17 protein-coding genes are annotated in these 25,319 nt (G+C 71.5%); 7 read left to right on the forward strand and 10 right to left on the reverse strand.

The genetic code is table 11. From position 1 onward, the window contains the following. Positions 1 to 139 precede the first annotated feature (139 nt). Together ACY34I_RS12500 and ACY34I_RS12505 are read left to right on the forward strand one after the other, a co-directional pair. Positions 140 to 5,704 (forward strand): RHS repeat-associated core domain-containing protein, encoded by a 5,565-nt coding sequence (locus ACY34I_RS12500; RefSeq protein WP_462754949.1) that lies wholly within the window; start codon positions 140 to 142, stop codon positions 5,702 to 5,704. A 10-nt stretch (positions 5,705 to 5,714) separates the two neighbouring features. Next, entirely contained in the window at positions 5,715 to 10,016 is a 4,302-nt protein-coding gene (locus ACY34I_RS12505; protein WP_462754951.1) for a LamG-like jellyroll fold domain-containing protein, read from the forward strand. 117 nt (positions 10,017 to 10,133) lie between these two features. On the opposite strand, the gene ACY34I_RS12510 is transcribed toward ACY34I_RS12505, so the two are convergent. Beyond that, entirely contained in the window at positions 10,134 to 11,813 is a 1,680-nt protein-coding gene (locus tag ACY34I_RS12510) for a Na+/H+ antiporter (protein ID WP_462754952.1), read from the reverse strand. Positions 11,814 to 12,078: 265 nt separating this feature from the next. Then, complete coding sequence (locus ACY34I_RS12515; RefSeq protein ID WP_462754954.1) at positions 12,079 to 13,470, reverse strand: aminotransferase-like domain-containing protein; 1,392 nt, start codon at positions 13,468 to 13,470, stop codon at positions 12,079 to 12,081. 88 nt (positions 13,471 to 13,558) lie between these two features. On the opposite strand from ACY34I_RS12515, the gene ACY34I_RS12520 reads away from it, so the two are divergent. From ACY34I_RS12520 to ACY34I_RS12540, 5 genes are read left to right on the forward strand one after another with little or no spacing between them, the layout of a single operon-like run. Then, the gene (locus ACY34I_RS12520; RefSeq protein WP_462754956.1) at positions 13,559 to 14,548 is read left to right on the forward strand and encodes a substrate-binding domain-containing protein; all 990 of its coding nucleotides are present in this window, start codon (positions 13,559 to 13,561) and stop codon (positions 14,546 to 14,548) included. Next, on the forward strand, positions 14,549 to 15,367 hold the full coding sequence (locus ACY34I_RS12525) for a deaminated glutathione amidase (RefSeq protein WP_462754958.1): 819 nt from the start codon (positions 14,549 to 14,551) through the stop codon (positions 15,365 to 15,367). A 31-nt stretch (positions 15,368 to 15,398) separates the two neighbouring features. Continuing rightward, positions 15,399 to 16,322 (forward strand): ABC transporter substrate-binding protein, encoded by a 924-nt coding sequence (locus ACY34I_RS12530; protein ID WP_462754960.1) that lies wholly within the window; start codon positions 15,399 to 15,401, stop codon positions 16,320 to 16,322. A 5-nt stretch (positions 16,323 to 16,327) separates the two neighbouring features. After that, positions 16,328 to 17,284 carry an amino acid ABC transporter permease gene (locus tag ACY34I_RS12535; protein WP_462754961.1) on the forward strand — a complete coding sequence of 319 codons (957 nt, stop codon included), beginning with the start codon at positions 16,328 to 16,330 and terminating at the stop codon, positions 17,282 to 17,284. Next, on the forward strand, positions 17,281 to 18,075 hold the full coding sequence (locus ACY34I_RS12540) for an amino acid ABC transporter ATP-binding protein (RefSeq protein WP_462754963.1): 795 nt from the start codon (positions 17,281 to 17,283) through the stop codon (positions 18,073 to 18,075). The genes ACY34I_RS12535 and ACY34I_RS12540 overlap by 4 nt, the downstream gene beginning before the upstream one ends. A 141-nt stretch (positions 18,076 to 18,216) precedes the next feature. Here ACY34I_RS12540 and ACY34I_RS12545 read toward each other — a convergent pair whose 3' ends face one another. The 8 genes from ACY34I_RS12545 to ACY34I_RS12580 form a co-directional block, all read right to left on the reverse strand. Then, the gene (locus ACY34I_RS12545; protein ID WP_462754965.1) at positions 18,217 to 18,726 is read right to left on the reverse strand and encodes an FBP domain-containing protein; all 510 of its coding nucleotides are present in this window, start codon (positions 18,724 to 18,726) and stop codon (positions 18,217 to 18,219) included. An 81-nt stretch (positions 18,727 to 18,807) separates the two neighbouring features. Beyond that, positions 18,808 to 19,014, reverse strand: coding sequence for a hypothetical protein (locus tag ACY34I_RS12550; RefSeq protein ID WP_462754967.1), 207 nt, complete (start codon positions 19,012 to 19,014; stop codon positions 18,808 to 18,810). Positions 19,015 to 19,283: 269 nt separating this feature from the next. After that, complete coding sequence (locus ACY34I_RS12555; RefSeq protein WP_462755131.1) at positions 19,284 to 20,111, reverse strand: DUF72 domain-containing protein; 828 nt, start codon at positions 20,109 to 20,111, stop codon at positions 19,284 to 19,286. Positions 20,112 to 20,247: 136 nt separating this feature from the next. Then, on the reverse strand, positions 20,248 to 21,465 hold the full coding sequence (locus ACY34I_RS12560; protein WP_462754969.1) for a L,D-transpeptidase: 1,218 nt from the start codon (positions 21,463 to 21,465) through the stop codon (positions 20,248 to 20,250). 144 nt (positions 21,466 to 21,609) lie between these two features. Then, positions 21,610 to 22,782, reverse strand: coding sequence for an anhydro-N-acetylmuramic acid kinase (locus tag ACY34I_RS12565; RefSeq protein WP_462754970.1), 1,173 nt, complete (start codon positions 22,780 to 22,782; stop codon positions 21,610 to 21,612). Then, the gene (gene murQ / locus ACY34I_RS12570; RefSeq protein ID WP_462754971.1) at positions 22,779 to 23,684 is read right to left on the reverse strand and encodes an N-acetylmuramic acid 6-phosphate etherase; all 906 of its coding nucleotides are present in this window, start codon (positions 23,682 to 23,684) and stop codon (positions 22,779 to 22,781) included. The genes ACY34I_RS12565 and murQ overlap by 4 nt, the downstream gene beginning before the upstream one ends. A 192-nt stretch (positions 23,685 to 23,876) precedes the next feature. Then, on the reverse strand, positions 23,877 to 24,434 hold the full coding sequence (locus ACY34I_RS12575) for a hypothetical protein (protein WP_462754972.1): 558 nt from the start codon (positions 24,432 to 24,434) through the stop codon (positions 23,877 to 23,879). Positions 24,435 to 24,493: 59 nt separating this feature from the next. After that, positions 24,494 to 25,258 (reverse strand): DUF427 domain-containing protein, encoded by a 765-nt coding sequence (locus ACY34I_RS12580; protein ID WP_462754973.1) that lies wholly within the window; start codon positions 25,256 to 25,258, stop codon positions 24,494 to 24,496. Positions 25,259 to 25,319 lie beyond the last annotated feature (61 nt).

Consider the following 25,319-nt stretch of genomic DNA (forward strand, 5'->3'; position numbering starts at 1 on the left):
CACGCGCGGCGTGCTCCACGCCGCTTGGATCAGGTCGATGTGCGGTTCGATATGCGCCTCGCGGTAACGCTGTAGCCGGCTCTGCTTGTCAGCGGGGCCGGCTACTCGTTGCTGGAGGCTGTTTGTGCGACGTTTCGGCTTGACACTGCTGTGCGCCCTGTCGCTCACGGCGCTACCCCTTCCCGCGCAGGCCGCACCGGAGGGCACGGCCGGGCGTCCGGCGTTGAGCAGCAAACCCGGGCCGGGCGTCTCTGCCCGGGCACCCATGGACGACCCGGCCAGCAGGAACGCGTGGCGCAAGGCGCCCGCGGTCGCCTGGCCGGCGCCCGGCGTGGCGGAGGTCAAGGTGCCGGCGTACGACGTCGAGAAGGTCGACGCGGAGGCGCCGAAGCTGGCTCGCGCCGGGACGCTGCCGATCTGGCTCGGGCGATCGGCGACGGTGCGGCTGATGCGCTCGGGCAAGGACTCCGGTCTCGTCTTCAGCGTTGGCGGCATGCGCGGGCGAGCGCCGATCGAGGTGGACTACACCGGGTTCCGGCACGCCTTCGGCGGCGACTGGGCGGCCCGCCTCAAGCTGGTACGCCTCGACGGCCAGCCCATCAGGAGCCGCAACGACCCGACCCGGGGCCGGGTCACGACGACCGGCGCCGATGGCGTCTACGGGCTGGTTTCCACGTCCGACAGCAGCGCGGGCAGCTACCGGGCGACGAGCCTGGCGCCTTCGGCGACCTGGCAGGTGGGCGTGGGCTCGGGCGACTTCACCTGGTCGTACCCGATCACGGTGCCCCAGCTGCCCGGCCCGGTCCCGGACCTGAGCCTCTCCTACAATTCGGGCACGGTCGACGGGCGCATCGGGTCGACCAACAACCAGCCATCGGTGGTCGGCGAAGGGTTCGAGCTGCGGACCGGCTACATCGAGCGCTCCTACCACGGCTGCGACCAGGACGGCCAGGCGGGCGTCGCTGACCTGTGCTATCTGTCGCACAACGCCGTCGCGGTGCTGCCCGATCTGACCACTGAGCTGGTGCGCGATGAGGCGACCGGCAAGTGGGCGACGCAGCGCGAGAGCGGCTGGCGGATCGAGCAGCTGTTCGGCGCGTCCAACGGGGATGGTGACGGCGAATACTGGCGGTTGACCTCGCCCGGTGGCGTGCAGTATTTCTTCGGCAGCGGCGCCGCCGCCAGCTCGGCTTGGACGGTGCCGGTCTACGGCGATGACGGCGGCGAACCCTGCCACCAGTCGACGTTCGCCGCTTCCTGGTGCCAGCAGGGCTACCGGTGGATGCTGGACAAGGTCGTCGACCCGCACGGTGACATGATCACCTACACCTACGAGAAGGAGACCAACAACTACCGCAGGGGCGGGGTGATCACCCCGTACGTGCGCAGCGGTCACCTGGTCGGTGTCGAGTACGGCGGCGGCGCGGCCCGGGTGGTGTTCACCCCGGCCGGTCGATGCCTGCCCGGGTCGACCTGTGCCAGCAGCGAGCCGGCCAACTTCCCCGACGTCCCCTACGACCAGGAGTGCGGCACCAGCAGTTGCGCCTACACCGCGCCGACGTTCTGGTCCACCAAGCGCCTGGCGAAGATCACCACGCAGGTCAACGACGGCAGCGGCTTCCGCGACGTCGACTCGTGGACCCTGACCCACTCGTTCCCGGACACCGGCGGCGGCGCCGACGCCGCCCCCGCGCTGTGGCTGGAGTCGATCGTGCGTGCGGGGCACGTCGGCGGCAGCACCGTCACGCTCCCGCCGGTCAGGTTCGCCGGGCTCATGCGACCCAACCGCATCGAGACGATCGACGGCACGGTCCCGCTGAACAAGTACCGCGTCCAGGGCATCATCAACGAGACCGGCGGGCAGATCAAAGTCAACTACTCGCTGGCCGACTGCGCGGCGGGAAGCACGCCGAGTCCTGACGCCAACGTGCGCAAGTGTTTCCCGGCCTTCTGGAGCCCGGGCGGCACCGGAGCAGAGCTGGACTGGTTCCACAAATACGTCGTCAGCGAGGTGGTCGACGAGGACCTGGTCGCCGGGCGCACGGCGAAGGTCACCCGGTACGAGTACCTCGACCCCGGCGCGGCGCTGTGGAGCCACGACGACTCCGAGATACTGCCCGCCACGCAGCAGTCCTGGGGGCAGTGGCGCGGGTACCAGCGGGTGCGGGTGCGCACCGGCGGCCAGTCGGCGACCGAATACCTGTTCCTGCGCGGGCTCTACGACGACAAGAAGGCAGACGGAAGCCGGCGGCTGATCACGGTGGACGGCGTCGACGACCGGGCGGCGTTCAGCGGGATGGCCCGGCAGACCACCGTGTTCGACGGGGCCAACGTGGTCAGCCGTACCACCTCCCAGCCGCAGCTCATGGCCACCACCGCGACCCGGGCGCGCGCCTCCGGCACACTCGAGGCGACCCTGGCCGACGAGGTGTCGGTGCGGAAAGCCGTCACGCTCACGGGCGGGGGAACGCGCACCGTGGAAAAGCGCTTCGGCTACGACAGCCGCGGCCGGCTGGTGCACACCAGCGACCTCGGCGACACCTCGACCACCGCCGATGACAGCTGCGTACGCAACACCTACACGGAGAACACGACGACCTGGATCATCAACACCATCGGCCGGGTAGAGACCCTGGACGCGGCGTGCGACGCGACCGGAACGACGCTGACCGATGTCAAGAACACCTACAGTGACGCCGGTGACCTCACCAAGGTCGAGGAGTGGAACGGCACCGGCTTCGTCACCGCCTCCCGCACCGTGCCCGACCGCTACGGCCGCCCGCTGGAGCAGTACGACGCGCTGGGGCACGTCACGCGGACCGCGTACACCCCGGCGAGCGGTGGCCCGGTGACCCGTACCGTGGTGACCAACCCGGCGGGCCACACCGTGACCACCGACTACGAGCCGCTGCGCGGGACCGCCTCGGCCACCACGGACGCCAACGGCAACGTCACCCACACCGCGTACGACTCGCTCGGCCGGCTCACCGCCGTCTGGCGGCCGGGCCGGGCCGCCACCGCGACCCCCAACATGCGCTACGAGTACCTGGTCCGCGCGAACGGACCGTCGGTGGTCACCACCCGCCCGTTGATCGGCCCGGTCAACCACGAGCTGTACGACGGGCTGCTGCGCCCGGCACAGACGCAGACAAGCTCCCCGAGCGGCGGCCGCATCGTCAGCGACACCGTCTACGACAGCGCCGGCCAGGTCTCCCGGGACATCGACGACCATTGGGACGCCGGAGCGCCAGGGACGAGCCTGCTGGCCGTGCCCACCACCCCGGATCGCGAAACGCGGTACACCTACGACGGGGCGGGCCGGGTCACCGTCGAAGCCCTCTACTCGGGTGGGGCGCAGCAGTGGCGCACCACGACCGCCTACGGCGGCGACCGGGTGGACGTCGACCCGCCGCAGGGCGGGACGGCGACGACCTCACTGCTGGACGGACATGGCCGCACCGTCGAGCTGCGGCAGTACGCCGGCGGCGCACCGACCGGCGCGTACGACGCCACCCGGTACACGTACACGAAGCTGGGCCAGCTCGAGACGATCACCGATCCAGCCGGCAACGTACGGCGCAACACCTACGACAGCCGTGGGCGCCAGATCAAGGCCGAAGCGCCGGACACCGGCGCGGTCGTCCTGGGCTACGACGACGCCGACCGGCTCGTCTCCCGCACGGACGCACGCGCCCGGACGGTGACCTACGCCTACGACGACCTGGACCGGCGCACCGCTGTCCGCGAGGGCAGCACCACGCTGGCCGAGTGGGTCTACGACACCGCACCGGGCGGCAAGGGGCTGCTCGCGTCGTCGACGCGGTACGCCGGCGGCGCGGCGTACGTCTCGGCGGTCACCGGCTACGACGAGCGGGGGCGGCGCAAAGGCGCGGCGGTGACCATTCCGGCCGTCGAGAACGGGCTGGGCGGCACCTACACCACCACGTTCACCTACCGTGAGGACGACCAGCCCGCCACCACGACGCTACCGGCGGTCGGCGGCCTGGCGCAGGAGACCCTGACCCACGGCTACGACACGCTGGGCAACCCGGAGACGCTGACCGGGCTCGCACCCTACGTCGCCGGCACGGCCTATGACGAACTCGGTGAGCTGTACTCCCGCTCGTCCGGTCCCACCGGGCGGCAGGTCTACCGCTACTACGGCTGGGATCCAGCCACCCGACGACTGGCGTACGCCTCGGCGTACCGCGACGTGGAGACGCAGCCGACGCTGGCCGACCGGGCTTACACCTACGACGCCACGGGCAACGTCACCTCCATCACGGACAGCCTGGACGACACCACCGACCGCCAGTGCTTCCGATACGACCAGCTCCAACGGCTCGTTCAAGCCTGGACGCCGACCGGTGACTGCACCGCGTCGCAGACGACCGACGGCCTCGGCGGCCCCGCGCCGTACTGGCATGACTACAGCTACGACCGGATCGGCAACCGGCTCGGCGACGTGTGGCACGCGGCGGCCGGCGACACCATCCGGACCTACACCTACCAGGCCACCCAGCCACACCTGGTGCGGTCGGTGACCACCGGGTCCGCGACCGCAAGCTACGGCTACGACGCGTCCGGCAACACCACCTCGCGGTCCGGGCAGACCCTCAGCTGGGACGCCGAAGGACGCCTGGCCGCCGCCGGTGCGGAGTCCACCGTGTACGACGCCGACGGCAACCGGCTCGTCCGGCGTGACGCGACCGGCACCACCGTCTATCTCACCGACACGGAGGTGCACCGGGCCGCCTCCGGGTCGGTCACCGCGACGCGCTACTACCGGCAGGCCGACAGCGTTGTCGCGGTACGCACACCGTCGCGGCTGAGCTTGCTGGTCGACGACCACCAGGGCACGGCCACGGTCGCGGTCGCCGACCAGGCCGGGCAGCCCACCGTCCGCCGTCACCAGCTTCCGTTCGGTGCCACCCGCGGCGCCGCACCCGCCTGGTGGGACGGCGAACGGGGATTCGTCGGCGGCACCGCCGGACCGGCCGGGCTGGTTCACCTGGGCGCGCGCGAGTACGACCCGGAGATCGGCCGGTTCCTCTCCGCCGACCCGGTCGTCGACACCGCCGACCCGCAGCAGATGCACGGCTACTCGTACGCCAACGGCAGCCCGGTGACGATGTCGGACCCGGACGGGCTCAAGGCCAAGAAGTCGACGTCGTTCCCCGGCAAAAAGGTCGTCGACAAGCTGCGCGACGTGGTGATCGACAGACTCCTGAGCCAGCCGTACGACGACTACTTCGTGTGCGAGGGCTGCGGCTGGGAGTACTACGGCGAGACCATCTGGGATACTGGTGGGTACTACGACGACACCTACGACGAGCCGCAGGTCCGGTACACGTATCAGCAGACCGAGTGCGGGGGATGGGGCGGCCAGTGCGTGACGCCGCGCCCGTACGGGTGGGTGGCCGACTACGGCGACGCCACTGAGTTCCCGCTGTCCTCGGGGACGCGTATCGTGACCGGCTCGCCGTCGTCGGGGACGAGCATCGGGACCTCGGTGATCGGCTACTCGTCCTCGTTCTCGTTCTCGTCGTGGTCCCCGTCCTCCTCGGGATCGAGCTGGGGCAGACTCCGCCCCGCCAGCTCACCCCCGTTGGGCTCATCGATGATCTGGGACCCGCCGCGGCGGTCCGGTCCATGGACGGGATGGCTGCCCGGCCTCGGGTCGTCGTTGTTCGGTCACCGGTAGGCGGTGCGTCGTGAACCGTGGTGTGGTGGCGGCGCTGTCGGGTCTCGCTGTCATAGGCATCCTTGCCGTCCCTGGATCCGGCGGCACCGCGCCCGCCGGATCCCCGCCGGCCCGTGAGTCGGTCGCGGGCCAGGAACCGGGCCCGGTCGGGGAGGCCGTCGGTCTGGCGGCCGCCCGCCGCACCGGCCGCCCGGTGGAAGTGACCGCGCTGACCACCCCGACCAGGCAGGTCTTCGCCCGCCCCGACGGCACCATGTACGCCGAGGTGAAGACGAGCCCCGTGCGGGTCAGGCGGGGCAACGGTTGGGTGCCCATCGACACCACCCTGGCGCGGCAGGCGGGCGGATTCATCGCCCCGAAGGCGTCCCCGGCGGGCGTACGCTTCTCCACCGGCGGTGACGGCCCGTTCGCCAGCCTCACCGACGGCGCCCGGCGGGTCGAGCTGAGCTGGCCTGGCCGCCTCCCTGGGCCGCACCTGGCCGGGGACTCCGTGACGTACCCGGCCGTGCTGCCCGGTGTCGACCTCGTCGTCACCGCCACGCCCACCGGGTTCACGGAGAAGCTGGTCGTACACACGCCCGAGGCCGCACGGCACCCGGCCGTGTCGCGGATCCGGTTCGGCCTGCGTACCGAGAACTGGACACTGACCGGCGACCAGCTGCCCGCCTTCATGTGGGACTCGTCGCCGCGGGCCCGCAAGCACCCCATGAAGGTGGAGGTCGGCCGGGACAGCCTGACCGTCGTCCCGGATCCAGCGGTGCTGTCCGACCCGGACCTGGTCTACCCGCTGTACCTGGACCCCGAGGTGCAGACGCCCCGCCCGCACTGGGCGATGGTGTGGTCGGCGCTGCCCGACCAGAGCTACTACGACACGTCATGGCACGCGCAGGTGGGTACCGACCCGGCCGACCCCGCCGGCGGTCGATGGCGCTCCTACTTCGAACTCGACACCTCGTTCGCCGCCGGCAAGCACATCATCAGCGCGACCTTCCGGGCCACGCTGCTCTACTCCTACAGCTGTAACGCCGAGCCGATCTACCTGTGGCACACCGGCACGATCAACTCCGGTACCAACTGGAGCAACGCGCCGAACAAGATCTCCCAGGTGGGTGCCCCGGTCACCACCATCAAGGCCGGCCATGAGGCCTGCCCGGGGACGCCGGTGGCCGAGTTCGATGCCACCTCGTTGGTCACCACGGCCGCCGCACAGGCATGGCAGCACGTCACCCTGGCACTCGCCGCCGACGAGGCCGGCGTGGGCGGCAAGGTCTTCGAAAACGACGCCCGCTACGCCTACAAGGTGCCCGGCATCGGTGTGGTGTACAACTCGGTGCCGGAAGCACCCGTGGCGCAGCCGACCACGACCATGCCCGGATGCGCCGGCGCCCCGGCGATGTGGGTCACCACGCTGACCCCCCAGCTGTCGGTGACGGTCGCCGACGCCGACACCGGCGACCGCCATGGCATCGGCTTCGAGATCCGGGCGGCCGGCGCGGCGTCGCCGTCGCACACGCCACCCCGGACCGTGTCCGGGACGTACGGGTACGACGTGCCCGACGGGGTGCTGGTCGACGGCGGTAGGTACGAGTGGCGGGCGCGGGCCAGCGACAGCGTCGACACCGGCCCGTACAGCCCGTGGTGCCCGTTCACCGTGGATGTCACCGGCCCGACCAGGGCGCCGACCATCACCTCACAGCACTTCATCCAGGTCAAACCCGGACAGGCCCAGTACGGCATCCGGGTCGACCAGGTCGGCCAGTTCACCTTCGGCGCGGGCGATGATCCGGATGTGGCCGGGTACGACTACGAGATCCGGGTACCCAACCGGTCACCGGTACGCGGGCGGGTCATCGCCCCGGCACCGGGTGCCGCCGCATCGCTGTCCTACCGTCCGCTGGTCGGCGGGTTTTCGTCGCCGTACGAGATATGGGTGTGGTGTGTGGACGCGGCGGGCAACCGAGGGCCGAGGAACCCGCGCTACCAGTTCCGGGTCAAGGAGTTGCCGGCCGTCGTCGACCTGCACTTCGCCGACGACCCGGCGGGAGACACGGCGTCCGACTCCGCCACGACCGGCGCCGACGGGACGCTGACCCTTACCCCAGGGGTGTCGTGGGTGGACGGGCAGGTCACGCAGGGCCTGCATCTGGCCGGAGCTGGCGCCGGTGGCGTGGCCACGCAGAGCGCCGTCGACACGGCGCAGAGCTTCACCGTCATGGCGTGGGTACGGCTGCTCTCCGACGACACCGACAACGCTGCGGCACTCAACCTCGTCGGCCACTCCAGCACCGGCTTCGCGCTGCGCTACCAGAAGATCAGCAAGCACTGGCAGTTCGCCATGCCAACGGGGCCGGCGGCCGACGCGCCGGATGTGGTCGCGACCTCCGACACCATCGCGCAGGTTGGCGTGTGGACCCACCTGGCCGGAGTGCACGACCAGGCCTCCGGCCAGATCCGCCTGTACGTCAACGGCAGGCTCAGCGGCACCGCGCCGTTCACCACGCCGTGGACGGCCAGCGGGCCATTGCGGATCGGGCCGTTGCAGGACAGCCCGCCGTGGGTCGGCGACCTCGACGAGATCAGCGCCTTCGACACGGCCGTGTCCGAGGCGATGATCCGCAACGACATGGGCTGGCCGGAGCCGCCCGGCAGCGAAGCGCACTGGCGACTCGACGAGAACGGCGGCATCGCCGCGGCCGACAGCTCCGGAAACCGCCACACCGCGGTGCTGTACTCCCAGGCCTCGTGGACGAGCGCTCGGCACGGCGGCGGCGCCCGGTTCGACGGCGGCTGGGCGCACACGGATCGACCGGTGATCGAGCCCAACGCCAGCTACACGGTCGCCGCCTGGGTGAAGCTCGACCGGCTGCCGGGGCAGGACCAGTTCATCGCGGTCAGCCAGGACGGCCGCTGGGACAGCCGGTTCAAGCTCGGCGTCTCCCGCGGCTGGGGCATGCCCAACGGATGGATATTCGCGGTGAACGCCGCCGACACCCCCGACGACAGCCTCGCCGGCAGCCAGGCCACCTGGGTCCAGAGCGACATCGCGGAGCAGGTCGGCGTCTGGACCCACCTGGCCGGCGTGTACGACCAGACCGCGGGACAGATCCGACTCTACGTCAACGGCCGGCTCAGCGGGACCGCGCCGTTCGCCAACTCCCAACCCGCCGTCAGCTCGCTGGTGTTCGGGCGCTGGCAGAACGAGGGTTTCCGGGTCGGCACCTGGCCCGGAACAATCGACGACATCCACGTGACGCAACAAGCCCTCTCCGCCTCGGAAATCGAGGCGTGGATGGACTGGCCCAAGTGGGGTCCCAACGCGCGGTGGACCTTCGACGAGGCCAGCAGCATGGTGGCGACCGACGTGAGCGACAACGACCACACCCTGGCCCTGGTCGACCGCGCGAGCCGGATCGACGTCCCGTCCGGCAAGGCGCTACGCCTGGAGGGGCAGACGAGCCCGGACTGGGCATACGACGGTGCGCAAGGCCGGACCGGCGGACCGGTCGTGCCCGCGGGAAACAGCTTCACCGTCGCCGGTTGGGGGCGGCTGGACAACCTGAACGCCTCCGCCGCACTGCTGAGCCAGGACGGGATCAACGACAGCGGGTTCAGCCTGCTCTATGACAAGAGCGCGAACGCGTGGTCGTTCCGCATGGCCAAACAGGACAGCCTGACCAGCGACGAGTACGCCGCAGCCCGTGGCGGCAGCCCGCAGGCGGGCGTGTGGACCCACCTGGCGGGGGTGTACGACCATTCGGCCGGAACCCTGAAGCTCTACGTCAACGGATCGCTGGTGGGATCGACCAACTACCGGCCGACCTGGTTCGCCGACCGGGCATTCATCGTCGGCCGCGAGTTCGGCAGCGGCTACGGAGCGCCGATGTCCTGGTGGAAGGGCGAAATCGACGAGATGCACGTCCTGGATCACGCCGCCACCACGACCGAGATCGGGCAGATCAAGGGAACTCCACCGGTGCCGCCGCCGACAGCCGTGGTGAGCGCCTCCGGATCCTGCGAGGCGACCGGCTTTCCAGGCGGTTGGGGGGTCTATCTCAGCGGCAGCATCGCGGACACGACGCTGAACATCAGCAGCGCCTACGTGTCGTACTCCGCAAGCGGTGTCGACCCCAACTACGGATCGCCATCGGGCACCGTGTACCTGAACACAAGCGGACGCTCCTTCACCGGCAACTTCCCCAGCAGTTCCGGCTGGGAGTTCGTCGGCGGTAGCGGGGCCAGTTGGACCGTGACGGTCACCTTGAGCGACGGCAGGTCCTACAGCAGATCCGGCTACACCAGCAGGTGCGGTTGATCGAGGTCGGGGCCGGGGCAGTGCCGCCCCGGCCCCACGCGACGCCGTGGTGGCCGGCCGCCCGCAGCGACGCGCGCGATCTCGCCGGCGTCTCCTAGCCTTCGTCTGGTTCGCCGGTCACCGGGAGTCGCGTTTCGGCAGGAGCAGCTCCTCGTGATCGAGTTCGCGTTCCAGGATGCGGAGCCCCTCGTCGGGCAGCCGGCCGGCGTCGCGCCAGCGCAGGAGCTCCTCCCGCTGGGCGTCGATCGCGGCCCGCCGGATGCGCAGCGCCGCCTCATAGCGCGGCGAGGTGGGCACCTCGGCTGACTCGGCGCGCTCCAGCAGGTCGAGACGGCCGCGGTAGCGGGCCAGCCGGGTCAGCAGCTGCGCGCGGGTGACGTTCACGGCCTCGACGTTGCCCGGCTCGTCGGCGGCGACCTCGTCGAGGCGGGCCAGGGCCGCCTCGACGGCCGCCGACCGGGCCTCGTTGCGTACCCGGGCCTGATCGGTCTCGTTGGCACGGAGGCCCAGCGCCCGGACGAGCGGCGCGAACGTCAGGCCCTGCCCGACGAGGGTCACGAGAACGACCACGAACGTGCAGAACAGCAGGAGGTCGCGATCGGGGAAGGGCGCGCCGCGGTCGGTGGTCAGCGGCAGGGTGAAGATCGCGGCCAGGCTGATGACGCCGCGGGTTCCCGCCCAGCTCAGCGCCACGACGTCGCGGCGGGTGAGCCGACGGGCGTTGCGGGCCGCCTGGGCGGCCTGCCGGCTGCCGCCGGGCTCGTCGGTGTCGTCCTCGTCGGAGGTGCCGCCCAGCCGGGTGTGCAGCGACCGGGGGAGCACCTGGGTCAGCACCAGCCACGCGGGGCGCAGGAGCAGCACCACGCCGACCGACACGGCGACCGCGATGACGACCGTCGAGGTGTCGTACTTCCGCAGACCGCTGACGACCGTGGGTAGCTGCTGGCCGATCAGCAGGAAGACGAAGCCCTCGAGGAGGAAGTCCACCAGCCGCCACACCGCGCTGGTCTGCAACCGGCTGGCGCCGGAGGCGAGCCGGGGCGTCTGGTGGCCGACGATCAGCCCGGCGATCACCACGGCGAGCACGCCGGAGACGTGCAGTTCCTCGCCCAACAGGTAGGCCACGAACGGCGTCGCCAGCGAGATGGCGTTGGACAGCAACGGATCCGCGGTGAGCGGTCGGGCCAGACGTACCCCCCACGCGACGAGAGCACCCACCGCGACCCCGCCCACCGCCGCCAACAGGAACTGGCCGACAGCGGACGGAAACGAGAAGCCGCCGCCCACGGCGGCCGCGACCGCGACCTTGAGGATCGTCAGGGCGGTGGCGTCGTTCAGCAGCCCCTCACCCTGGATGATCGTGACCAGCTTCGGCGGCAGGTTCACCCGGCGACCCACCGCCAGCGCGGCCACCGGGTCCGGCGGCGCGATCGCGGCGCCGACCGCGATCCCGGCGGCCAGCGTCGCCCCGGCCACGAACAGGTGGAAGCCGACTCCCACCAGCACGGCGGTGAGCAGCACCAGCACCACGGACAGGCTGACCACGATACGGAGGTTCCGGCGGATGCCCAGCAGCGAGGAGTCCAGCGCCGCACCGTAGAGCAGCGGCGGCAGCACGACCGTCAGCACGAGGCCCGGATCAAGGCTGATGTTTGGCCCCGGGAGCAGCGCGTACGCGATGCCGATGAGCGGCAGGAGCGCCGCCGCCGGCAGGCCGGTGCGCGAGGCCACCCACCGCACGACGACGATGACGGCGACGGCGGCGAGCACGAACAACAACGTCGTCTGGGGGCTCACCCGTTACTTCTTCCTGGCCGGCGGACGGTCCGAGCTGACGGCGGGTTCGACCGCCGGCTCCGGCTCGGATCGGCCGCCCGGAGCCGATCGGACGGCAGCGGCGCTGGTGGGCCGGCAGCACAGCCCTGCCGCAGTCCGGAGCGTACCCGCTGCCACGGACGCGGCGACCTCCGCCGCGGATCGAGGAGAGCCCGCCACGACCCCGGCGGTCAGCCCGGTACCGCCTCGGTCACCGTCACCGGCCGGCCGCGGGATCACCGATGGTTCAGCCCCCGACGACGGTCGGCTGTGGGGAGTCACGCTCCTCGAATGCGGCGAAGGCCAGCAGGTCGGCCACCTCCTCGACGTGCTCATGGAGTCGGCTGGTCGCGACGCGGAGGAACGGTGTGTGCGGGCCGGAGAAGTAGCGGCCGCCCGGGACGACAGCCACGCCGTGCGCGGCGAGCGTGACCAGGGCGGACCGTTCATCCTCGACGGGCACCCACAGGCTCAGTCCTTCGGTGCCGCCGGTGCGTACGCCGCGGGCGGCCAGCGCCTCGGCGAGCGCCCGTCGTCGGCTCCGGTACGTCTCGCCGGCCTCCGCGACAAGCGCGCGGGTGGGTGGATCGGTGAGCAGGTGGGCGAGGCAGTTCTGCAGGATCCGGCTCGTCCAGCCGCTGCCGAAGGTGCGGTAGACGCGAGCGCGCTCGATCGGCGGTGCCGCGCCGCCGAGGACGGCGAGGCGCAGGTCGGGGCCGTGCGACTTCGAGTACGAGCGGAGGAACACCACCCGATCGGGAAGGGCCGTGCCGAGGGTCTGCACCGGCCCGGGGGCGAGGTCGGCCATGCCGTCGTCCTCGATCACCAGGGTCTCCGCACCCCGCAGTACGGCGGCGAGTTCCGCGCTACGCGCCGCGTCGACGCTGTGCCCGGTGGGGGAGTGGGCGTGCGGTTGATAGATGAAGAGCACCGGCTTGCGGCGTACCGCGTCGGCCAGGGCGTCAGGCCGGGGTCCGCGCTCGTCGCGCGGGACCGGGATCACCTCGGCGCCGACCGCGTCGAGGATGTCGAGCAGGCGCGGCGCGGTTGGCTCCTCGACCGCCACCTTGTCGCCGGTGACGACCAGGGTCTGGCAGAGCAGCAGCAGACCGTCGAAGCCGCCGTTGACGGCCAGCAGGTCCGCGGGCGGAAACGGCCACGTGGGACGGACCGCGTCGGCGAGCCGCTCGGTGATCGGTACCCGGTGGTATTCGTTCAGGTCTTCGACGCGCAGTGCCGCCGCGAGCGGAGTCTCCAGCGGCGGTAGCAGCGCGGTGTCCGGTACGGCGAGGCGGAGATCGTGCCGCAGGCGGCTGCCGTGCCGGCCGACCTCCTCGAAACGGCGGGGATGCGGTACGTCGGGTGGACCGATGACGACGGTGCCGGCGCGACCGCGGCCGGCGACCGAGCGGCGCCGGCGCAGCAGGGACCAGGCTTCGGACACGGTGGCGGGGCTGACGCCCAACTGGAGCGCGAGGGTGCGCACGGTGGGCAGCCGGGTACCGGAAGGGATCGTGCCGGCGCGGATGAGCGCGGCGACCGTCGCCGCGATGCCGCGGGCGCTGGGCTCCTCGATCAGGTCGGCCAGCCACTGGGAGTCGACGTCGCCGGTGGGGGTGCCCGGGTGCGGGGGAGTCATGGCAGATAGTTCACCACATGCTGGGAAAAATGAACAGTAACAAAACTTCTATTGTCTGACGAAGGTCTGAACTTTATGGTTGCCGGCGATGGCTACCTCACTCAACACCCCGCTTCACCTCGGTGTTCGGCCCTGGTCGCACCTGGTGCCGCTCGCGCTGGGCGAGGTCGGGGCGCCCCCGCTCGAGGTGCGCGTCGCGCGCCTGCCGGCGACCCCGCACCTGCTCGACGAGAGCGGTCTCGACGCCGGCGAGACCTCTTTCAGCCGGTACACCCTGGCCCGCGCGGCCGGCGACGACCGGCTCGTGGGCATCCCCGCCTTCGTCATGCGCGGCTTCCGGCACCGCTGCATCCTGGTGCGCAAGGACAGCCCCGCCGCCGACGCCGCCGATCTCGCGGGCGCCCGGATCGGACTCACCGGCTGGCCGGACTCCGGCAACACCTGGACCCGGGCCGTGTTGCGCCGCGCCGGCCTCGACCTCACCGCCGTCGAGTGGATGGTCGGGCCGCTCACCCCCGACGCGGCGGGCGGCGACCGCATGGGTGGGATGACGCCCCCGCCGTGGGTACGGCTCGCCGGACCGGGGGAGTCGCTCGTCGGCGGCCTCCTCGACGGCACGCTCGACGCGATCATGACGCCGTTCATGCCGCCCGGATTCCATCGCGACGACGCGCCGCTGCGCCCGCTGTACCGGGACTACCGCGCGGCCGAGGTCCGCTACGGCGAAGAGGTCGGGTTCATCCCTGGCATCCACCTCATCGCCGTGAAACGCGAGCGCGTCGAGGCGCGGCCGGAGATCCTCACCGACCTGATGACGGCGCTGCGGGCATCGCAGCAGGCGTGGTGGGTCAGCTACCGCAAGCACGCCGACACGACGCCGTGGGCGCTCGCCGAGATCGACGAGACGGAACGGCACTACGGCGCGGACTGGATGCCGTACGGCCTGGCGGCCAATCGCTCGATGATCAGCGCCTTCTGCGCGGAACTGCACGCCCAGGGCATCGCCGGGTCGCCGATCGACCCGGAGGTGCTGTTCCCCGAGTACACCAAGATCGCCACCGAGACGGGAGTGGAGTAGATGCGCCTCGCACTGGGTCAGCTCGCCGCCAGCGAGGACTGGCAGGTCAATCTCCGGCAGTGCACGGCCCTGGTGGAGCGGGCCGCGGCCGGCGGGGCCGACCTCTTGGTCCTGCCCGAGGGGGTGTTGGCCCGGTTCACCGACGACTTCACCCGGCTGCGCAGCGCCGCCCAGCCGCTGGACGGGCCGTTCGTCACCGGTCTCGCCGCCGCCACCGCCGGCACCGAGGTCACCGTGGTGGCGGGGGTGCACGAGCCGGGAGCGGATGGCAGGGCGTACAACACCCTCGTCGTCCTACGTGACGGCCAGATTCTCACCAACTACCGCAAACTGCACCTCTACGACGCGTTCGGCGCCAGGGAGTCCGACAACGTCATCCCCGCCGACGGCCCGGTGGTGACCTTCCCCTGCGCCGGGCACACCGTCGGCCTGATGACCTGCTACGACGTACGCTTCCCCGAGATGGCGCGACTGCTCGCGACCGACGGCGGCGCCGACGTCCTCGTCCTGCCCGCAGCGTGGGTCCGGGGGCCGCTCAAGGAGCGGCACTGGGAGCTGATGGTCTCCGCGCGTGCCCTGGAGAACACGGTCTACGTCGCGGCCTGCGGCGAATGCGGGCCCCGCAACATCGGGCACTCCATGGTCGTCGACCCGCTCGGGGTGGTGGTCGGGCGCCTCGCCGAGGACCCGGACCTGCTCTGGGCCGAGGTGTCGGCCGATCGGCTGGCCCAGGCCCGGCAGCGGCTCCCCGTGCTCGCCAACCGGCGGTTCTCCGTCGACCCCACCCCGACCCGACCACTTGCCACCACGACCGGCTGATCAACAGCAACCTTGGATTGAAGGAATAGTCATGCGCCGTACCCCCATCGCAGTGACCGCCGTGTCCGTGCTGCTTTTTTCGCTGTCGCTCGTCGGCTGCGCCAAGGACCCCTCCGAAGCTCAGCAGGGTGGCGGGGGCGAGACCACCACGCAGCAGCAGAACACCGCGCTGCACGACAAGCTGCCTGACAAGATCAAGCAGTCCGGCAAGCTGGTGTCGGTCAACAGCGGCTCCTTCCCGCCCTACGAGATCGTCGGCAGCAACCGGGACCTCAGCGGCGCCGCCGCGGATCTCTCCGACGCGCTCGGCCAGGTGCTCGGCATCAAGGTCGAACACGTGACCGTCGAGGGTCTCTCCGGCGTGCTGACGGGCATCAAGGCCGGCCGGTACGACTTCGCCCTCGGCCCGATCGGCGACTTCCCCGAGCGCGAGACCGACAACGACTTCGTCGACTGGGTGCAGGAGTTCGTCGTCTTCGCGGTGCCGAAGGGCAACCCGAAGCAGATCAAGGACCTCGACAGCACCTGCGGCCTGCGCGTCGCCGTGATGGCCGCCGGCTCGGCGGAGAAGGTGATCAAGGAGCAGGCGCAGAAGTGCACCGCCGCGGGCAAGCCGGCGATCGAGGTGCAGTCGTACAAGGACCAGCCCTCGTCGATCCTGGCGGTCAAGTCCGGCCGCGCTGACGCCTTCTTCTCCTCGCAGGCGCCGCTGACCTACTTCGTCAAGCAGTCGAACGGTGAGCTGGAGCTGGCCGCCACCGGACAGAAGAACGGCTTCGACGACCTCTTCCAGGGCGCGGTCGTGCCGAAGGACTCGGCGCTGCGCGACGTGCTGCTGGCCGCGCTCCAGGAGCTCTACGACAACGGCACCTACGCCAAGATCATGGCGAAGTGGGGGCTCGACGGCAACAAGCTCGACAAGCCGGGCATCAACCTGGCCGGCGGCAAGGGGTGAGCACCGTGGCCCAGAAAGCTCCGGCAACCCGGGCAGCCGACGATCGCGTCGCCGAACCGGTCGACGTCGCACACGCCGTGCCCCAGCGGCATCCGCTGCAGTGGGTGGCGACCGTCCTGGTCGCGGTCCTCGCCGCGCAGCTGATCCACATGCTGGTGACCAACCCCAACTTCGAATGGGACGTGGTCCTCCGCTACTTCAACACGGAGTCGATCGGCCGTGGCCTGTGGACCACCCTGAAGCTCACCGTCATCGCGATGGCCGTCGGCATCGTGCTCGGTGTGCTCCTGGCGGTCTGCCGGCTCTCCACGAACTGGCTGCTGCGGTCCCTCGCCGCGCTCTACATCTGGTTCTTCCGCGGAGTGCCGGCGCTGGTGCAGCTTATCTTCTGGTTCAACCTGTCGGCGCTGATGCCGCGGGTGTCGATCGGCATCCCGTTCGGCCCCGAGTTCACGCACTGGGAGACCAACGCGCTCATCACGCCGCTGCTCGCCGCGATCCTCGGCCTCGGGCTGAACGAGGGCGCCTACATGGCCGAGATCGTCCGGGGTGGCCTGATGTCGGTCGACCAGGGCCAGACTGAGGCGGCGCAGGCGCTGGGCATGAGCCGGACGCGGACGCTCTTCCGCGTCGTCCTGCCGCAGGCGATGCGGTTCATCGTGCCGCCCACGGGCAGCCAGGTGATCAACATGCTCAAGGCGACCTCACTGGTGAGTGTGATCGCGCTGAGCGACCTGCTCTACACCGTGCAGTCCATCTACAACCGGACCTTCCAGACGATCCCGCTCCTGCTCGTGGCGTGCGTCTGGTATCTGGTGATCACGTCGATCCTCTACGTCGGGCAGTCGTTCATCGAACGGCACTACGCCCGAGGGAGCAACCGCAACGCACCCACCCGGTACCGCGACGTCCTCAAGATCCGTCGTAAGCCGGCTGTGGCGAGGGTGGAGGTGCCGTCATGACCGCTGCCGACCAGCCGCTGATGTCGGCTCGTGCAGTCCGCAAGCACTTCGGGCCGCTGGAAGTGCTCAAGGGGGTCGACCTGGACGTGCACCCCGGCGAGGTGGTGGTGATCCTGGGCCCCTCCGGCTCCGGAAAGTCCACCTTCCTCCGCTGCGTCAACCACCTCGAGCGCATCGACGGCGGCTCCGTCACCGTCGACGGGGAACTCGTCGGGTACGAGCAGCGCGGCGGCCGCATCCACCGTCTGCCGGAACGTCGCATCGCCCGGACCCGGCGCCAGATTGGCATGGTGTTCCAGCACTTCAACCTCTTCCCGCACCTCACGGTGCTGGGCAACATCATCGAGGCGCCCGTCGGGGTGCTCCGGGAGCCCAGGGCGAAGGTGGCCGAACGGGCACGGGTCCTGCTCGACAAGGTCGGCCTGGCCGACAAGGCGGACTCGTTCCCCCGGCAGCTCTCCGGCGGCCAGCAGCAGCGCGTGGCCATCGCCCGGGCCCTCGCCATGCGCCCCAAGCTGATGCTCTTCGACGAGCCGACCAGCGCGCTGGACCCGGAACTGGTCGGTGAGGTGCTCGCCACCATGCGGGACCTTGCCGCGGACGGGCTGACCATGATCGTGGTGACCCACGAGATCTCGTTCGCCCGCGAGGTCGCCGACCGGGTCGTCTTCATGGACGGCGGCACGATCGTCGAGAGTGGCACCCCCGCCGAGGTGCTCGATCGGCCGACCAACCCGCGTACCCGGGCCTTCCTCTCCCGGTTCCTGCCGGCCGGACAGCCGGCCGCCTGACCGGAAGCTCAGGGTTTGGCCCCGCCGGCCGCACGATCGCGGCCGGCGGGGCCAGGTCTTGTGCCGCCACTCGTTGCCTGCTGCATCAGCTCGCCGTCTCTCGCAGTTGCCGTCGACGTTCCGCCGTCGACGGAGCGCGGGTCAGCCCGCGACGACCCGGTTGGTGAAGGCGGCCAGGTTGGCCACCGCCCGGTCGATCCGCTCCTGCAGGGTCAGCGTCTCCTCCCGGCGGACCAGCCGCATCTTCGGCTGCCGCTTGCCCCGCAGGTAGAGCGAGCAGGCCAGATCGGCGCAGAGGTACTCGCCGACGGTGTTGCCGTTGCGCCCGGCCGCCCCGGCCAGGGGCGCGACGAACAACGCCACCCCCGACGCGGTGTGGTCGGTGAGGCAAATCCGGCACATGCTCGACCGCATCGTGCTTGGCTTGTACGCCTCGGGCCGCCGCAGCAGCACGCCCGTCGGTCCGTCCTCGCCGGGCAGGACCAGCAGCGCCCGCAGCGGGGCGCCCGGGTCGGTCCAGCCGAGGAAGTCGAGGTCGGCCCAGGGGATGGTGCCCTCGGCGAAGGCGGCGGGCAGTCGGATCCGGCTCGCCTCGCCCTTGCTGCAGTTGACGAAGGACTTGCGGATGTCCTTCTCATCGAGTGGTTGCATTCCGGGGAAGCTAACTGGGCCCCACGTTCGCGGTCAGCCGATTTTCCGCGCCGGGAGCGAGGGCGTGTTGTGTGCCTCACGTCAGGGCGGCGCGGGCGGAGCCCACGCCTGCCCGTCCGACGCCTCCACGGTCCGCCACGTCGGCTCCTCCTCGGTGGGTGAGGTGTCCGGAGCCCGGGCATCTTCGTCCGTCATGGCGTCGTCCGGCTCGGCCGAGAGGTCCCGGCGGCCGGCCCGCTCCGGGCGGCTCCTGGCCTCCGGCTCCCGGTCCTCGAAATGGTGCTGCACGTCGGGCTTCCCTTCCCCGTAGACGTGGACCGCATGAACCCGTCAACCCCTGCCCGCACCCGGGCCCAATCGTCACGGCATACCCGGCCGCGCCGCATGGACACGACAGGGCGTGTACGAGATGCCGACTCACGGCAGCCCGCAGATCCCGTGCCGTCCTGGGAATTTCCGACAAGCAGCGGCAAAAGGGGCATCTTGCCGACAGAGTCAGCCCACTCGAAAGGTCGAAGACGCACCGGCCCGGCGCGTCTCCACCGGCCCGCAGCGGGTCAGAACAGCGTCAACGGCCCAACCGGCGTCGGCTCGGGCAGCGGCTCGACCTCGGGCAGGCGTGCCCGGACCTGGTCGTGGAACCTGCGCGCGAGGTCGGGCGCGTCGGCGTTGTCCGGGGTGTGCACGAACACCGTCGGGGACCGGCCCTCGCGCAGCCAACCGGTCACCACGTCGAGCCACGGTTGCCAGCCCTCGACCGTCCGCGCCGGGTCGTCCCGGCCGAGGTAGCGGACGATCGGCCGGTCGGTCAGCGCGCGGGTACGCAGCGGCGTACGCGGCTTGCGGGTCCACGCCTCCCGTTCCGCGTCACTGGTCGGCCGGGTGCGGAAGAAGGCGGTGGTGTCGAAGGGAACCCACTCCGCGCCGACCCGGTCCAGCGTCTCCTCGAGTGTGCCCACGGCCCGGGGATCGTCGAAGAAGGCCGGGTGGCGGACCTCCACGGCGTACCGGTGGGCGGTGGGCAGCCCGCGCAGGAAGCGGGCGAGGGAGGGTACGTCGGCAGGGCCGAACGAGCCCGGCAACTGGATCCAGAGGGCGTGGGCCCGTGGGCCGAGGGGCTCGATCGCGGTCACGAAGTCGCGCAGCTCGTCCTCGGCGCCCATGAGCCGGCGTTCGTGCGTGACCGCCTTCGGCAGCTTGAGCACGAACCGGAAGTCGGGGTCGGTCTGCCGCGCCCACGTTGCCACCGTCTCCGGTGCCGGGGTGGCGTAGAAGGTGGTGTTGCCCTCGACCGCGGTGCACCAGCCGGCGTAGGCGCGCAGCCGCTCGCCGGCTGGCAGCGGGTGCGCCAGGAAGCGCCCCGGCCAGGCCTTGTGCGTCCACATCGCACACCCCACGTGCAGGCGCATCCGGTCCTCCTCACGGCTCGACGGCTGGGTCGCCACGTTCCGCCGCCGCCCGTGACGAGCCCGGTCTGTCACGGGACGACGGCGGTACCGGGACGGCCGGCGTGCGGACCGGTCACCATTTGTCCCACGGGATGGTCCAGTCGCCCACCCCGTCGGTGAGCGCCATCGCTCGCGGGGTGTTGCGTACGTCGACCACGTCGCCGAGCCGGAACGTGTCGTAGAACCACCGGGCGTGGGCCGGTCCGACGTTGATGCAGCCGTGCGAGGTGTTCTGGTTGCCCTGGGCGCCGATGTTCCAATCCGCCATGTGGACGAACTCGCCGGAGTACGAGATCCGCAGGCAGAGCTGGATGACCTCGTCGTAGTAGTTGGGGTCCTTGGGGTCGGTGACCCCGTAGCTGGCCGAGGTCATCCGGTGCGAGGGCTCGCGGGTCATCACCACGTGCGGGCCGGACCGCGTCCAGTAGCTGACGGTCTCCCCGTTCGCGCCCGTGGTGGTGCCGCCCTTGCCCATGCTGATCGGGATGTCCCGCACCACCTTGCCGTCGATGTACACCTTCATCCGGTGGGTACGGGCATCGGCGATGGCGATGCGGGACGGGCCGATGGTGAAGTCCGTGCTGGCGTTGGAGCCGCCGTAGACACCCTGGCCGAGGTTCTGGCCGAAGAGGTTGACCTTCACCGAGATCTTCGTGCCGGGAGTCCAGTACTTCGCGGGCCGCCAGTGCGCGTTGCGGCTGTCGATCCAGCGCCACCGTCCCTCCACGGCCGGCGTGGTCTGCACCAGCATCGCCTTCTCGGCCTCGGCGCGGTTCTTGACCGGCTTGCTGAAGTTGACCATCACCGGCTGACCGACCCCGTACGTGCCGCCGGCCCGGAGCGCGGTCAACGCGTTGGCCTGGAACGTGACGCCGGCGACCCCGGACGGCTTGACGGTGCTGAAGGTGCTCCGGTGCTCGGTCACGGTGCCGGCGGAGTCGGCCGCCGTCACGGTGACCGTGTACGTCTTGCCGTAGGCCAGCTTGCCGGTCGACCGCCAGATCTGGTCGTCGCCGAGCTTGCCGGCGACGGACTTGCCGCCCGTGGCCACCGAGACGCCCTTGATCGTGCCGCCCTCGGCCGCCACGACGACGTGTTCCAGCGGTGACACCTTGGTGGCGTCGGCGGCCGGGGTCACGGTCACCCGCACCTCCGGCGCCGGGGCGTTCGCCGCGGCCGGACCGGGCTGCGACCACGCCGCGCTGGACGGCGACTTCTGGCTGCAACCTGCCGTCACCAGGCCGGCCGTGACGCCCAGACCGGTGGCGATCAACTTTCGACGACTGATCATCGCGTTCCTCTCCGCCGGGAGAGTACTTGCCGGCGGCCCGCCGCGCGAGGGTCGGGCGGGTGTTCCGCCTCGGCGTTTCGCCGGCCTCACGGCGGGCCCGCCTGAGCCTGCGGAACGGTGCGGCTACCCGGTCACGTCGACGCGTCAGCCGGCACCGGTCAGCCGCAGCGCGGTGGGCGCGGCGGCCACCGGCGCGGGCAGGCGCAGCGGGCCGGCGCCGGGGACGATGGCGCCGAGCACCCGGGCGCCGGTCGCGCCGGTGCACGACGGCACCGTGGCGGGCAGGCCGTGCGCGGTGTGCCAGCCGATCAGCGCGAAGGCGATCGCCTCCTTGGTGTCGGCCGGCGCGCCGAACTCGTCCGCGGTGGTGACCCGCACCCCGGGCAGCCGCTCCCGCAGCATGCCCATCAGCGCCGGGTTGGCGCAGCCGCCGCCGGAGGCGACGAGGGTGTCGACCCGGTGGCGGCGTACCTGATCGGCGACGGTCTGCGCGGTGAGCGCGGTGAGGGTGGCGGCGACGTCCGCGTCCGGCAGGCCGGGGTGGCCCGCCAGCGCCGACTCCAGGTATGCGGCGTGGAACAGCTCCTTGCCGGTGGTCTTCGGCGGGTCGAGCAGGTAGTACGGCTCGGCGAGCAGCTCCGCCAACAGGCCGTCGTGCACCCGGCCGGCGGCGGCGAGGCGGCCGTCCTCGTCGTAGCGCAGCCGGCCCCCGCTGGCGTGCACGACGGCGGCGTCGATCAGCGCGTTCGCCGGCCCGGTGTCGTAGGCCACCGGGCCGCCGCCACTCGGCCGCAGCACGGTCAGGTTGGCGATGCCGCCCAGGTTGAGCGCGGCCGGCCGGCCCGGCAGCCCGGACAGCAGCAGGACGTCCATGAGGGAAACCAGCGGTGCGCCCTGGCCGCCGGCGACGACGTCCCGCACCCGTACGTCGGCGACCACCGGCACGCCGGTGCGCTCGGCGATCCAAGCCGGCTGCCCGATCTGCAGGGTGCCCCGCACCTCGCGTCCCTGCACCCAGTGGAAGACGGTCTGCCCGTGCGAGCAGATCAGGTCGATCCCGCCGGCCCGCCCGGCCGCGCCGGCCGCCACCTCGGCGAACGCCTGACCGATCAGCGTGTCCAGCTCGCACGCCTCGGCGAAGGTCAGCGCCGCCGGGGGCAGCGCGTGCATCAGCCGGACCCGCAGCTCCTCCGGGTAGGGCGCACTGTCGGCGTATGCGACGGTGCCGTGCAGCACCCCGTCGCGCAGGGTGAAGTCGACAGCGGCGACGTCGATGCCGTCGTGGGAGGTGCCGGAGATCATGCCCAGCACCCTCACGGGCTCGCCTCCAGGGCCTTGCGCAGCCGGCCGCCGCTGGCCGCCAGCCGCTGGCGGGGATCCGCCCCGTCGACCGGTGCGTCGAGCATCAGGATCGCGGTCTTGACATCCAGCCCGGCGCGGTCGAGCGCCGCCTCCGCCTCGGCGCGGGGCGCCCCGGTGACCCGCCGGATGATGCGCACCGCACGGTCGCGCAGCTTGGCGTTGGTCACCCGCAGGTCGACCATCAGGTTGTCGTACGTCTTCCCCAGCCTGATCATCGAGATCGTCGAGATCATGTTGAGGACGAGCTTCTGCGCGGTGCCGGCCTTCAGCCGGGTCGAGCCGGCCAGCACCTCGGGGCCGACGGGCACCTCGATCGCCTGGTCGGCGGCGGCGCTCAGCGGGGTGTCGGCGTTGCACGACAGGCCGACGGTCAGCGCGCCCCGCTGCCGGGCGGCCTGCACCGCCGCCAGGACGTACGGGGTGCGGCCGCTCGCCGAGATCCCGACGACCGCGTCGGCGGCCGTGATCGCGCAGTCGGCGATCGCCTGCGCGCCGGCCGCCTCGTCGTCCTCGACCCCCTCCTGCGCCGCGAACAGCGCCGCGGGGCCACCGGCGATGACGGCGCGCACCAGCTCCGGCGGGGTGCTGAACGTCGGTGGGCACTCCGACGCGTCGAGCACCCCCAGCCGGCCGGCGGTGCCCGCCCCGACGTAGAGCAGCCGCCCGCCGGCCGCCAGCCGGTCGGCGATCCCTTCGATGGCCGGCACGATCTGCGGCAGCGCGGCCCGCACGGCGCCGGGCACGGTGGCGTCCGCGTCGTTCATGACCGCCGCCAACTCCGCGACCGAGGCGGTGTCGAGGCCGGCGTACCGATCGTCGACCTGTTCGGTCAGCAGGTCACCCAGGCGATCCGTCATGCGTTGCGTCCACTTCTCGGGTCGAGGGCGTTGCGGAGCCCGTCGCCGAGCAGGTTGAGCCCGGCCCGGGCGCTGGCCGTACGCCCGGCGACCGAGTATCACGGGGGCCGCGGAGTGCTGTCAACAGTTTCCAACGCGTGGCGATGAGATGAAGAAAGTTGCCAGGCGTGGGAACGCCGCGCCACGGACCTCTCAGCGGGTACGCGCGAGTGCCTCGACCTCGGCGAGGGTGGCGACCTGATCGCACTCCTCCGGCGTCAACTTGTTGATCAACGCTTTGGCCGCCTGGGCCTGGGCCGTGGTGGGCAGCTCACCGGCGACGAGGCCGGGCAGGAGCAGCTCGTAGCCGACCCGGGCCCGCGGCGTGTATCGCGCGCGGTTGCGGGCGACGGCGAAGGACACGCGGATGGCGTGCTCGTTGCCGGGCGGCACGTTCGGCCGGTCCGTCTCCCGCGCGGCGAAGCGCATGCCGTGGTAGAGGGCGCACCGGTGACAGGTGGCCGGGCCGCGGGTGAGCGTGGCTGCGCAGAGCGGGCAGGTCAGCCGGTCGAGGGCGGCGTCGACCACCCGCCAGTCGTGCTCGTCGGGGCTGTCCGCCACGAGCCAGCCCAGCGCCGTCTCCTCCGACGAACCCGGGGCGACGTCCAGCTCAGCCAGCAGGCGCGCCCAGGCCAGCTCGAGTTCCGCCTCCAGCACACCGATGGTCCGGGCCAGGGCCGGGCTGCGCCACGTCCACCGATGGTCGTCCATGCCGCCCAGCATGCGCCCGCGCCGGACGCCGCGACACCGGGTTTCGCCCGGCCCGCCGCTCAGGAGAAGTGCGTCCTGGGTCGGGCCAGTCGCTCCCCGTCGACGACCAGGTCGACCTTCTCGTTATAGAAGGCGACCAGACCGGCGATCGGCAGCAGCGCCGCGGTGGGAAAGCTGTACGACCAGGCCAGGTCCGAGTGCACCGTGCCGTCGACCCGGACCGACCAGTAGTCGCTGGTCCGGCCCTTGTAGGGGCAGGCGGTCGTGGTCTCCGACGGGACCAGGTGGCGGAAGTGCACGTCGGTGTGGTTCAGGTAGTAGCGGGTCGGCAGGCCGGTCTCGAAGACCAGCACCGGGCACGTCGACTCGGCCAGCACCGTACCGTCCAGCTCCACCCGTACGTGGCGCGCGGACCGCAGTGCGTCCACCCGCGCGTACGGGTTTCGGGGATGCACGAACACCTCCTCGTCCTCCTCGAACCAGCCGTCGAGGGCAGCCCAGTCGAACCGGATCGTGTCCGCCAGCCCGGGCAGCGCGTCGTCCCCGTACCAGCGCGCGCACGCGGCACGGGTGGTCTCGCCGACCCGCAACCCGTGCAGCCGCGCGGTGCCGCGCCGCGACGGATCCGTACGCTGCTCGTCGACGAGCAGGTCACGGTTCACGTCCGCGCTCGGAATGTAGAACTGCGGGTAGAACGGCCACTCCCACACGTACCGGGCCCGGGTGGTGTCCAGCACCGGCTCGGCGGCGAGGAACGCGCGGACCCGGCGCGGCACGGGCTCGATGTGGTCCACCGGGGTGATGGCCTTCGGGTAGTCCGCCACAGGTCCTCCACTGCTCGCTCGCGTCGGGCACCGGTTCAACGATCGACGTGCTGCGCGCGGC

The organism is Micromonospora sp. RTBAU3-60 (assembly GCF_054963695.1).